This is a genomic window from Thermoanaerobacter uzonensis DSM 18761 (assembly GCF_900129115.1).
GTDB lineage: Bacteria > Bacillota > Thermoanaerobacteria > Thermoanaerobacterales > Thermoanaerobacteraceae > Thermoanaerobacter > Thermoanaerobacter uzonensis.
In genome coordinates this window covers 1-10,926 of sequence record NZ_FQUR01000022.1, presented here as the reverse complement: position 1 = coordinate 10,926, position 10,926 = coordinate 1, and the positions used below count along the sequence as shown (strand labels likewise).

General features: G+C 36.3%; 14 protein-coding genes and 1 pseudogene. 1 reads left to right on the top strand and 14 read right to left on the bottom strand.

From position 1 onward, the window contains the following. Positions 1 to 85 precede the first annotated feature (85 nt). Positions 86 to 1,495, bottom strand: coding sequence for a phosphodiester glycosidase family protein (locus BUB32_RS11285; protein ID WP_072969467.1), 1,410 nt, complete (start codon positions 1,493 to 1,495; stop codon positions 86 to 88). Between the two features lie 76 nt (positions 1,496 to 1,571). Further along, positions 1,572 to 2,207, bottom strand: a complete 636-nt coding sequence (gene cpaB, locus BUB32_RS11280; protein WP_072969466.1) for a Flp pilus assembly protein CpaB — start codon at positions 2,205 to 2,207, stop codon at positions 1,572 to 1,574. A 2-nt stretch (positions 2,208 to 2,209) separates the two neighbouring features. Here cpaB and BUB32_RS13380 point away from each other — a divergent pair. Continuing rightward, positions 2,210 to 2,523: pseudogene (locus tag BUB32_RS13380) on the top strand (recombinase family protein); the annotation flags it as partial. Between the two features lie 7 nt (positions 2,524 to 2,530). On the opposite strand, the gene BUB32_RS11270 reads toward BUB32_RS13380, so the two are convergent. The 12 genes from BUB32_RS11270 to BUB32_RS11215 form a co-directional block, all read right to left on the bottom strand. Next, positions 2,531 to 2,917 (bottom strand): HEPN domain-containing protein, encoded by a 387-nt coding sequence (locus tag BUB32_RS11270; protein WP_029689149.1) that lies wholly within the window; start codon positions 2,915 to 2,917, stop codon positions 2,531 to 2,533. Further along, entirely contained in the window at positions 2,892 to 3,227 is a 336-nt protein-coding gene (locus BUB32_RS11265; protein WP_003870403.1) for a nucleotidyltransferase domain-containing protein, read from the bottom strand. The genes BUB32_RS11270 and BUB32_RS11265 overlap by 26 nt, the downstream gene beginning before the upstream one ends. Before the next feature lie 200 nt (positions 3,228 to 3,427). After that, a complete protein-coding gene (locus BUB32_RS11260) occupies positions 3,428 to 3,979 on the bottom strand; it encodes a hypothetical protein (RefSeq protein WP_072969465.1) in 552 nt (183 codons plus the stop codon). A gap of 393 nt (positions 3,980 to 4,372) precedes the next feature. Then, on the bottom strand, positions 4,373 to 5,206 hold the full coding sequence (locus tag BUB32_RS11255) for an Rpn family recombination-promoting nuclease/putative transposase (RefSeq protein ID WP_072969464.1): 834 nt from the start codon (positions 5,204 to 5,206) through the stop codon (positions 4,373 to 4,375). A 65-nt stretch (positions 5,207 to 5,271) separates the two neighbouring features. Beyond that, complete coding sequence (locus BUB32_RS11250; protein WP_234949289.1) at positions 5,272 to 5,670, bottom strand: prepilin peptidase; 399 nt, start codon at positions 5,668 to 5,670, stop codon at positions 5,272 to 5,274. Further along, positions 5,670 to 6,668, bottom strand: a complete 999-nt coding sequence (locus tag BUB32_RS11245) for a hypothetical protein (protein ID WP_234949285.1) — start codon at positions 6,666 to 6,668, stop codon at positions 5,670 to 5,672. Before BUB32_RS11245 ends, BUB32_RS11250 begins: the two co-directional genes overlap by 1 nt. A gap of 385 nt (positions 6,669 to 7,053) precedes the next feature. Further along, a complete protein-coding gene (locus BUB32_RS11240) occupies positions 7,054 to 7,830 on the bottom strand; it encodes an LSm family protein (protein ID WP_072969463.1) in 777 nt (258 codons plus the stop codon). Between the two features lie 208 nt (positions 7,831 to 8,038). Further along, positions 8,039 to 8,626 (bottom strand): hypothetical protein, encoded by a 588-nt coding sequence (locus BUB32_RS11235; protein ID WP_072969462.1) that lies wholly within the window; start codon positions 8,624 to 8,626, stop codon positions 8,039 to 8,041. Between the two features lie 70 nt (positions 8,627 to 8,696). Further along, positions 8,697 to 9,134 carry a hypothetical protein gene (locus tag BUB32_RS11230; RefSeq protein WP_072969461.1) on the bottom strand — a complete coding sequence of 146 codons (438 nt, stop codon included), beginning with the start codon at positions 9,132 to 9,134 and terminating at the stop codon, positions 8,697 to 8,699. Between the two features lie 55 nt (positions 9,135 to 9,189). Continuing rightward, positions 9,190 to 10,011 (bottom strand): CpaE/TadZ family protein, encoded by an 822-nt coding sequence (locus BUB32_RS11225; RefSeq protein WP_072969460.1) that lies wholly within the window; start codon positions 10,009 to 10,011, stop codon positions 9,190 to 9,192. Further along, positions 10,008 to 10,361, bottom strand: a complete 354-nt coding sequence (locus BUB32_RS11220) for a hypothetical protein (RefSeq protein WP_234949284.1) — start codon at positions 10,359 to 10,361, stop codon at positions 10,008 to 10,010. Before BUB32_RS11220 ends, BUB32_RS11225 begins: the two co-directional genes overlap by 4 nt. Before the next feature lie 53 nt (positions 10,362 to 10,414). After that, positions 10,415 to 10,798 (bottom strand): TadE/TadG family type IV pilus assembly protein, encoded by a 384-nt coding sequence (locus tag BUB32_RS11215; protein WP_234949283.1) that lies wholly within the window; start codon positions 10,796 to 10,798, stop codon positions 10,415 to 10,417. Between the last annotated feature and the right edge of the window lie 128 nt (positions 10,799 to 10,926).

Here is a 10,926-nt window from a genome sequence, read left to right as displayed (position 1 = left end):
GAAGCATTATAACTGGGATATACTTTATTTCCTTCACCTCCTCAATAAAATAAAGGCCTCGCACATTTTGTGCAGGGCCCAAATCTTATTTGTAAAATATCAGCGCATTACTTAAGTTTCTGCCGGGTGTTGTAAGATATTTCCCTTTAAAGTACAATCCAGAAGAAGCTCCGCCGTCAAGGTTTATAGCGTTGTAAGCACCTAATTGCTTCATAATCTGCGCTAACTGATACACAGTAGCATTCGGTACAGTCACAAGTAGAATGTCCCCCTGAGGAGTCACTCCTATTGCACTTCTAGCAAAGGATAGACTCAAAATCTTGGCTTCAGTAAAGCCCTCACCAGCAGGGTCTACATTTATCTCACCATTTTTAACAAGAGTAGGACCTGCTCCTACTGCCTCAACCACATCAGACCAGTCTACTTTATTCCCGTCGGCATCTGTATAAACAATTCTGTACTCTACTGTTTTTCCTACTTCAAATACTCTTGCTAGATACTCTTCACTGCCAGTAAGATTTATAACATATCCATTAGCAGGAATATTAACGTCTTGGTTTTCCTTAATGTCTTTAACAACACCATTTTCCACCACAACATTTATTCCATAATTAAATCCCAAGTGAGTTCCCCATTCAGGCGTAAATATATACACACCATTCCCATTAGGTGTATGATTAAATCCATAAGCATACCAGTTATTTGGCCATGAGTAAGACCCGTTTGTACTGCCTTCTATTTTTATCCTCAATTTCTCCATCTTAACTCTTCCATCTGCAGTAAATCCAAACACAGTCCCTATATTACCTACATGAACCACTTTTCCTGACTTAATAATTGTATTCCATGGGTCAGGGCGACCGTTGTAGGCGCTGAAAAATGTTCCATTAATTGCTGCAGAGGCATTATAGGATTTGGCCATATCGTATAAGCTCTGAGTAGTTCCTATTTGATTATTAGCCAAAACAACTGCAGGTTTATAAGGTGAATTGTAGGGTATCTTTACACCTGTTACTGAAATTCCATTAATTTTTGTGCTGAAGCTCTGTATTTCAGCGTCATAATCTACTGCCCTCACAAATATAGCTGAATCATTGAAAGGAATTACAGCTGTTTGGGTAGCATTTTCCCACTTTACTTTATTTCCACCTATTAGCTCGGCTAAAAATCGAAGTGGCAAAAAAGTAGAGTCATTTTTAATTATTGCCGGTACAGGCATTTCTACGCTTTTCCCATTTACAACTGCTTTTGTGCTGTTAATTTGAAGCACAATTTTTAGGTCATCCTTTGTAATTTCAACAGTTTGAGTATCACCAAACCATTTAACTTCAGCTCCCATACTCTGAAATACGCCCCTTGCAGGCACCATCATGTAGGTATTGTTCTGATAAGTGTACAAAAACCCCTTGTAATATGAATCAGCAAAGGAAGAGGAGGGGAAAGCAAAATAAAGAAGTAAAAAACCTAAAAAAGCCGCTGATAATGCTCTTTTCATCGTTTTATTACCTCGCTTCCTTTTCTTTGGTTTGTCTAATTATATTTTCGGTCAACTGCTTCTTTTTGTAAAGTCTTTAATACCCAATCAGAAAGAGACTTCCTTTAGCTTCATATTCCTTTATGGTAACTGCCTGCTCGGGCGTAACAATTAAAGTCACTGCTGCAGGAATTAAAGACTCCTTATCATACTGATTGTTCTTATCAGCCTTTTTGACATCTTCTCCTGATTTATTTACAACGTCATATATTTGAACCTTCTCAGCTACTATTTTAGAAGCACCATCTTTAGCTTCATCCTTTGGCACCCATCCAATATCTACAACATCGCCCGGCTTGATTTTTCCTGCAAGAGATGATGTTAAATTCACACCTATTGTTACTCTTCTCATATCCTCCTTCAAGACAGGTACTTCTTCATGTGAAATCATACTTTTTAACACATATGACCCTGCAGCAATATCTACTTTTGCATAACCGGTAACTTTCTCATTTGCCAAATACATTTCTTTCACGTAGGCTGATTGAGGTATCACTTTTATTCCTAGCTTTGCATCTACTTTTTCTCCTGCTTTAACATCAGAAACTGCGGCAATTACCTGTATCTTCTTATCATTCTCTGCCATGCTTTTAAAGTATTGATATTGAAAGAACGATAATCCTCCTGCAAGGATTAAACTTAATGCTATAAGTATCGCTTTTTTCTTTAACATCTATCATTCAGCCAATAATGAAAGAAAAAATGAACGAATTAGAAGCAATGAGAAATGAGCTTGCTTACAGAATTAAAGAGCTGGAAAATAAAAAAGAGACAGACTTTATTACACCAGAGATGATTTTAAAAATCTTTGAAAAGGATAGGGAAATAATTAATTCATCGAAGGATCCTCATGAAATTAAAGAAGTGCTTAAAAACTACATATAAAAAAAATAATCGTCACCCCAGATGAAATAAAGTGTGAATTTTATTTCTGGATAGGTGACGATTTCCGTTCTTTGCTGGTAGCGGCGAATCGCTCCCAGCTTTGAACGGATTTTAAATTATGTTTTTACAATAAGAAAAAATTTCTTTAGCATACATTATTGCTTTTTCAGCTGTTTTAATATCTGGCATCCCTAAAGCTGTTGTGCCTGGCATGGCAGTAGGATATCTCGTTGGAATATAAAATTGGTTTAATACTTGGGCTTTAGATAGGAAGCTTTCAAAAGATTTATCATATTGTGTACAAAGATTTACAAGATCTATTAAATTATGAATTCGAGGAGGATTATGTTTTTGACTTACTAAAAATGCTTTTAAAGCTTTTTCTACAGCCTGATGGGAAAAGAAACAAACCATATTGTATTTACCTGCTTTAAACATGATTTCTGCTGAGTCAAGGTCATCCATAGCAAAATCAAGCCATTGTTTTGCTTCTTTCATAAATAACCTTTCCTTTCTTTAATATTTCTTCAACGTAAAACATACTTTCTTTCATTTCTTCTATTTCTTTTGGGGTATACACTATAATATCCGTGCCAATGGTAGGTTTAGCGACTTTAACAACTTCTTCTAATCTTTCGTAAAAAGACTTGTCAGTATCCTTTATAACTATTAAATCAATATCGCTCCATTCATTTATTTGATTTGTCGCTAATGAACCAAACAATATTATTTTTTCAGGTTGATACTCTTTTATCAGCACTTCTACAATTCTTGTAAGTTCTCGATTCAATTGTTCTATTCTGCTCATAGAAAACACCTCAATTTGAAGTTTTATCTTTTATTCTATTATACCAAATCGTGACTATTTCGTAAGGTATCACTTCCATCCTTTTTTATTTTTTTATTTCATCGGTTTAATTTCTAAAAAATGTGATATAATAGAGAAAAGAACACTTCGGGTGTCACAGATATGTGGGATGCAGTGGCAAAACTGCCACTGCACTGTTTTTATACTTTTACTTTAGTAAAATCAAAACCATATTGATATGCTAAAATTGCTAGAGCCTCACTCAGTGAATATTCATCAACTGCATAGTAGTTTTCAATGCTGTCTAAAACACAACTTCTGGTATTTCTTCGGCATACCTCAACATGAGGATAAGTACCATTGTGATGAGGTTGATATAATACCACCAAATCTTCTTTTTCTGCTAATTTCATCAGCTCACCTTTTTCATATTTGTCTTTCTTTTCTAGTATTTTCCTAGCTGTTTCCTTAAATTCTTCAGCCTTTTCTCTTAAGACTCTATAGTCAAAGTCAACAGCAACGTAAGTATTACATCCAGCAAGTATTTCATTAGTGTAGTCATCCCATCTTATATATTCATACTTTTTAGCAACAGCTTCTATAAGTTTTTTAGAGACCCTCAAGTCTTTGATTTTAACTTCAATTGACTTATCTAAAAGGTATGTTTTAGCTCTGACGCTTACCTGCTTTGATGTTATGCCGTGCTTTTTTAAATTTTTTCTTATTTCTTCAGCAATTTCTCTAGCAGTCATTTTGCATTCCCTCCCCTAAAATTTCTTACTTGCTTGGATTTGACAGCCCAGCGCTGTAATTTATTTTCTTACGCCATGTGCTTACACCTCCTCATTTTTTGTTTGCTTCTTGTTTGCCCCCGGCAGTTAAAACAAAACGGCCTGCGAGCCGAAGGTCAAGGGGTCGGGGAGGGATACCGGACCGAGCGCAAGCGAGGGAGGATATGCTCACCGACCGTAGGCTTGCCCCTTGACCATAAAGCAAGCAGGCGTATAATCTTTCCTGCGGGGCAAACAAAAAAGCACGTCTGCGAAGGCAGAGGTGCTTATTCGAACGGATTTTTGATTTGAGCGAAGCGAAAATGAAAAATCCGGACCTTTGTTAAAAAACAAAAAAGAGCCTTTTACGGCTCATTAATTTAACAATTTTTTTATTTCTTCTTTTGAAAGCTCTGTTACTTCTGCGATTTCGTCAATACCCATTCCTTTTTTTAATAATTCCTTGGCAATTTTTATACTTTTTTCTTTTTCCCCTTCTTTTTTCCCTTCCAATTTACCTTTTTCTAATATTTTCTTATATATTTTTGATTCCTCAAGTATTGACATACCTATCACCTCTGAAAAAATTTTCTCTATGACTTCCTCATCATAGATTATTCCTGCCAGAATTTCGGCTGTTGTGACTATATAACTTTTCTTTGCTTTATCCACTGGCATATCTCTTATTGCCTCAGCACATTTTCTAAGATATGCTTCTTTTTCTTTTTCTTTTTGTCTTTTATCTTTATCAGCTACAGGTAAAAAAGTGTATAAATCATAATATTTACTTTTAACAATATCCTCAAATTTTATTTTCCCTACATCTATTATCCTATAGCGAAAGTTTAAAAAATTTTCTTCTCCTAAATGATAGTCTAAATTATTATCCATTTTTAACTCATTTTTACTGAAATAAACTACTACTTGGTAAGGTAATAAATTATGTTTTTCCATTATTTCTGTAGCATATCTTAACATTCTATAAGGCATTTTGCTGTCGTTATAAGTTTGAAATTCTATATGTAAAGCTATATCTCCATTTTTAGTAGTACACTTGAATACCATGTCACTTTCTCTGCTTTCAATCGTGGTAAATTCAATGTTTAGTTCATCAAGCTTTGTAAATTTAAGACCCAAAAAATATGAGGCTATGTCATCGGCAAGATTTGAAAAAATATTTTTAGCCGTAACGTCGTATTCTTGCGACATATGAAAATCCTCCTTTTACTTCTACTGTAATTATAGCATTTTTGAAAGCTGTAAAACAGGTCTTTTTAAAAATTTACAAAAAAACTTATTATTGTTCCAACAAAAAGAGCAGGCATAAAAGGAAGTTTCGTTTTAAACTTTCGCAGAATGAGAGAGTAGAGGAGAAAAACCACAGATGAAAATAAAAGAATATCCCATATTTTAAAGCCAGAGTAGAAAGACAGCGCAGTTAAAATTTTTACGTCTCCACCGCCTATTCCTCCTAAAAGCCAGAAAAGGAAAAGAACTGCAAATAGCAAAAGTGAGTTAAGCAGATAAAATTTTAGGAGTATATAAGGTTTCAAAAAGAAATTTACAAAAGAAAGCGCCAAGATGGAGGCAGGGTAGATGTGTCCCACCTCCATCTTTTTTATATCTTCTACAGCAGCGAAAAAGAGGATAATTAAAATCAAAATCTTAATCATCAAAATGTTATCACCTCTGAATCTTTGACTGATTTCTTGAAGACAGGGTCGGGGATGTTGAACTTTGAATCTGCGTAAATCCCGTTTATAGGGATGTTCATCTGTATCTCGAATGAGCCTCCTCCTTCTAAGTCAAAGTAGACGTGGAGAGTTGAGTTTTCATCACCTGGCTTTTCATACTGGAACTTCAGCACAGCACTTCCTGAAGTGCCTCCAACGTTCTTTACAGCAGAATAGGGCTCTACATAGAGCACGCCTTTGTTTTGATACCTGTTCACAACATGAATGGCTCTAATGTTAGTGACTTTCTTATTAAGCGCATAAGAAATATTCAAAGTCATATCGCAGACAGAGCCGTCGGGTAGGGTGTGCTTGTTCGTAAACACATACTGGGGTGTTTTAGAAACAGAAATAGTGCCGTGCACTTCGTCCCAGTAGCCGCTTTTAACCCACTCTTTGTATGTTTCCCAATGCGATGTGTCAACCCACACCTGCCTTGTCTCATAATGTCCGGGAACATCAACTACCCACCTCTGAGCCCAGTATCCATCCTGCACCCATACTTGTCTTGTTTCGTAATGTGATGTGTCAACCCAGACCTGCTGTGTTGTCCAGTATCCGCTCTGCACCAAGACTTTCTCTGTCTTCCAGTAGCCGCTTTTAACCCAAACTTTTTCTGTTTTCCAGTAACCATCTTGTACCCAAACTTTCTGCACTTCCCAGTGAGAAGTATCTACCCAGACTTTTCTGTACTCCCAGTGTGCAGGGATATCTACAACCCAAACTTGTTCTTTTTTCCAATAACCTGCCTTCCAATCTGCATAACCCCAACCACCATAACTACCCGGTACCCAAACATACTTCACATCCCAATGCCCTTTTTCGGGCACCCATACAGCTTCTGTTTTCCAATATCCACTCTCTACCCAGACTTTTCTGTATTCCCAGTGAGAAGTATCTACCCAGACTTTTCTTGTTTCATAGTGCGAAGTATCCACCCATACCTGCCTCGTTTCGTAATGCGATGTATCGACCCATACCTTCTTTGTGTCCCAGTATCCGCTCTGGACCCATACCTGCCTTGTTTCCCAGCGAGATGTGTCTACCCAGTACTTTTCCCAATGTCCCTGCTCAGGTACCCAGACCTGCTGTGTTGTCCAGTACCCGCTTGTGACCCACCTTTGCTTTGTTTCCCAGTGAGAAGTATCTACCTACACCTTTGTGCCGTTTGAGTTGAGCTTTACCCAGTCTCCTGCGTAAACAGGAGTGTTAGCGATAATGATGAAAATTAAAGCAAATAAAAAAAGAGCCTTGAACTTATTCATTTTTAAAAGCACCTCCCTTAAATTTAGGCAAAATAAAAAAGCAGGTTAGACCTGCCCCTTATAAGTTCTTCTTAGCCCATTCGACGTATTCTTTTACATTGCTTTCCCGCTTTATTTCGGAAAAATTTAAACCATTTATATTAAAATATGATTTAATATAAAGATCTTTATTATTTAATTTATTTTTTATTTCTATAGATAACTTACCTTTTGTCCCTTCTTCGCTTCCACTTATACTTCTATACGCTTTATCACTCATCAAAAATTTTGTTTCTGGAGAAGTATATTGGAAATAATGAGTAACTTCATCTGCGATAACCACATCATCTATCAAAGGTGTTAATTCTAAAAACAATGGTGGTTTTTTATTATCTTCAACAAGTTCTCCATTAACAATATATATTTTTGAAAGTTGAAGTTGAACATTTTTATGAATAAATACTTCTTTAGGAATTTTCGAGGATTGAAAAGAGTTTACAATAAAATTACCTATGAGCACTAAATCACCTTCTTTATGACTTAAATCATCTTTTATATATTCAGCTACAACTACATTCTTTATACTGCCGCTAAATTCTGTGCCGTTTTTTAGTATGAATTTTATTTCTTTGTTATAGTGCTTCTCTAAAAATTTATCTGCTAACGGTTGTAAATCTGGTCTTTGTTTCATTGTATTAGGATCATATACTCGGATTGGTGACGTGTCACCCCCTATACTATACAAAACTCCTTTTACCTTTTCCTCTAAAGCTGTCCTCTTGCTGTCATCCTTATAAGCCTGATACCCTGCCACAGCAAGCGCTATGACTATGACTAAAGCTAATATTTTCCTCATGAGAGCTCACCTCCAGTTAAATTTTTCAAAAACCTGTTACCGCCCTCCGGTCAGTTAAAACGGATAGGAATGCGGCGGGCGGGTCAAGGTGGAGTCGAAGGATAAATGGAGGGGACCCGCTTGCGGGGAGGAGGCCGTTTATGTTCGAAGGCACCTTGACCGCAAGCCCGACGCATTTATAAAATTTTTTGTGCCGGAGGGCGGTGAATTAGTAGACTATATTTATCACCTCATTATTTTTATCGACCAGTACCATTACCCAGTTTCCTTTTTTAAGCTTATCTTTATTATACCTCATCACTTCATTAGCATCAGAAAATTTCTGCATAACTGCTTTATCTGCAACAGTGTACTTTTCTTCTTTTCCATCTATATCTATCAAAACATAATTATCTTCTGCTTCTTTCAAAATGCCTAATATACTTGCGCTTCCATCTTCAAGAGCTTCTTTTCTGCCTTGAGTGATGACATAAATATAATTTTCACCATCTTTTCTTATGATTTTCACAAACACTCCTTCTTTAATGTCTTTGGGCATTCCCTCAACAAATAAAGTTTTCTTAGCTGCAAAATCATACTTAACTTTTTCTTCACTACTTTCTAAAACTATTTCGCTGTTATTATAACTTACAACAGTTCCTGCAGTGAACTCTTTTTGAAGATTTACCTTCTCACTTTTAACAGCTTCATTTACAGTATTTTCGGTTTTGCCTGTATCTTTCTTTACATCACCACAGCCTGCTGCTAGAGTAGTGACAATAAGTAATATCAAAGCAAAGCTTAAGACTCTCTTCATTTTTTACCTACCTCCTTAAGATTTATTTTCTTTAACTGAAATTTTAGGAATAAAAGTAAAAATTTATTTTTTAAGCTTCTTTGAATGTTTTAGCAACTATTTCTTTTAATGCCCAACCATATTTTTGATAAGTGTCTTTGTTTGCTTTTATCCATTCAGAAGACAACCGAACAGAATGAATTTTATCTGAATCTTTATAGCATGTTACAGCGCATTTTGTGTTTATTTTTTCGCTTATCAGCGTACAGTGATAAACCCTATACCAGCTTTCCGGCTCATAAATCTTTTCAATGTCAATCTTAACATTTTTCAAAAGTTCCTCTGCTTTTTTCTTTACAGCAGTTTCTTCAAACTTGTCGCAAATAGTTGAAGCTCCGATAAGTACTATAGGTAGCCCGAATACAACAGCTCCTGCACTAAGATAAGCTGCACTCCAGCCTTTTACAAAGCCTGCAATAATATAGCCTGCTAATGTCAAAAAGTATATCCAAACATGTACCTCTACCATACAAACCCCCTTCTTTTTTAAAATTGCGGTTTTATAACAAAATTAAAATTATTACTCAAGAGAAAATAAAATCGCATACCGCATCAATTTCTTTGCTAAAATTACTAATGACTCTATATTTCAAATTCAGCAGCTTTGTATACTTCTTAAACCTTTTTTCTGGCTTAACAAATATCGTCAAAAACTCATAAGAGAACTCCTTCATCCTCGCAAATTCTCCTTCTGTGCCCTTGGACAGCACAACTATTTTTGTGGCATTGTCAAGCGCAGTTTTAACAACTCCATTAAACTCATCTGGAAGGTCAAAAATTATTATGTCAAACTTGCTTCTCGCAAGTTTTACAATCGAATCAACATCGCTTTCTTCAATATCTCTCACAAGGCTTACTTTAGGAGGAGACTGAAGTATATATACACTTGAGCTGTACTCAATTAAGTTTTCAAAAAAGCTCTCTTTTGTTCTTTCTTTAAGCCACATTCCAATGTGGGGAAGGACAGGAAGGTCCAGCATAAAGCTTAAGTCCGAACCTCCGTCACGAAAATTTAAATCCACCACAAGCACTTTTATATTTTTCTCCAAACTTTCAAAGAGAGCTCTAACAAGTGTGGTTTTCCCAACACCACCCTTGAAGGAGTATATTGCAATAACTTCCTGTCTTAAAGGAAGTATTTTTTCTTTTCTTTTTTCTCCATTCAGCTCCTTTACTGCATATCCGTTAAAGCTGTCTTTCACTAAATCACCCACAATAAAATCATACTTTTTCTTATTCGTCATAATTTCAGCACTTTCTACAGATAAAGCCACATCAGCATCTTCATAAATTTCTTTTGCTTTCCTGACATACTCTCTATCATTTGAAACAATAAGCACCTTCACTTCACATCCCTCGCTTTCGCTATGCCTGTAACGGTTATATCTCTTGAAGTGCCGTACATCTCTCCTGAAACGGAAGCAGTAACGTAAATGTATCTGTTCTTAACAGTTACACTTACATTTTTAACAGGTACTCCTAAATCTTTAAATGTATTCAGAGCTAAAGAGTAAGCCTTACCAGTGTCTATAACCAAATCACCTGACTGAGCATATTCCATCTGTACAGCAGATACCGCAATATTTAAAGCTATTTCATCGCATATCTTAACAAGCTCCTCCCTTGCTCCAACCCCTCTTGATATGCTCTGAACAGCGTACATGAAAAGGAGAGATGACACTGTAAGAAACAGCATAAAAAGGAGGACAGCATCCCCTCTTTTGTCCTGAAAAAATCTTTTTAGAGTGCTCACGGCGTATCACCTATCCTTAAAGAGCTTCTTCCTACGAGAATTTTCTGCCATCCTCCTAAAAGATAGAAAGTATACCTCACTTCTACCGTAAGCGTGTCATTTTTAAGTGATGTAATGACAGAAAGCCTGTCTCCTATTTTCCATCCAGTTATTCCATCCCCAAAGTTTGCTACAGCCATCTGAGCAGTCTGCTCTGGAGTATCAGACTTAATTCCTATCCTTGCTCCTTCAAAGGCTGCCTCATTTACAAGCGTCTGCATGTTGCTCACAACAGAAATATTAGCTATAGAAGCTACAATAAAAAGAAGAATAGGAATAAGGGCAGCTGAAGAGATAAGCTGAGAAGCTGCCTTTCTGTCTTTTAAAAATTTTCTTATCATCTTAATCACTTACCCTGAACGGCATTATTAAAGAAGTTTGAAGCGTAGTCGAGTGCGTGCTGCACCATGTTCACAATGCCCTCTCTGAAGGTGGGCGATATAACTGCAAGCACACCCACAACAATTGC

Excerpts from the sequence above, each read along its gene's own strand:
- cpaB (WP_072969466.1), bottom strand. The coding sequence starts at position 2,207 with ATGTTAAAGAAAAAAGCGATACTTATAGCATTAAGTTTAATCCTTGCA.
- BUB32_RS11260 (WP_072969465.1), bottom strand. The coding sequence starts at position 3,979 with ATGACTGCTAGAGAAATTGCTGAAGAAATAAGAAAAAATTTAAAAAAG.
- BUB32_RS11285 (WP_072969467.1), bottom strand. The coding sequence starts at position 1,495 with ATGAAAAGAGCATTATCAGCGGCTTTTTTAGGTTTTTTACTTCTTTAT.
- BUB32_RS11240 (WP_072969463.1), bottom strand. The coding sequence starts at position 7,830 with ATGAGGAAAATATTAGCTTTAGTCATAGTCATAGCGCTTGCTGTGGCA.
- BUB32_RS11220 (WP_234949284.1), bottom strand. The coding sequence starts at position 10,361 with ATGCTGTTTCTTACAGTGTCATCTCTCCTTTTCATGTACGCTGTTCAG.
- BUB32_RS11215 (WP_234949283.1), bottom strand. The coding sequence starts at position 10,798 with ATGATAAGAAAATTTTTAAAAGACAGAAAGGCAGCTTCTCAGCTTATC.
- BUB32_RS11255 (WP_072969464.1), bottom strand. The coding sequence starts at position 5,206 with ATGTCGCAAGAATACGACGTTACGGCTAAAAATATTTTTTCAAATCTT.
- BUB32_RS11235 (WP_072969462.1), bottom strand. The coding sequence starts at position 8,626 with ATGAAGAGAGTCTTAAGCTTTGCTTTGATATTACTTATTGTCACTACT.
- BUB32_RS11270 (WP_029689149.1), bottom strand. The coding sequence starts at position 2,917 with ATGAAAGAAGCAAAACAATGGCTTGATTTTGCTATGGATGACCTTGAC.
- BUB32_RS11265 (WP_003870403.1), bottom strand. The coding sequence starts at position 3,227 with ATGAGCAGAATAGAACAATTGAATCGAGAACTTACAAGAATTGTAGAA.
- BUB32_RS11230 (WP_072969461.1), bottom strand. The coding sequence starts at position 9,134 with ATGGTAGAGGTACATGTTTGGATATACTTTTTGACATTAGCAGGCTAT.
- BUB32_RS11250 (WP_234949289.1), bottom strand. The coding sequence starts at position 5,670 with ATGATTAAGATTTTGATTTTAATTATCCTCTTTTTCGCTGCTGTAGAA.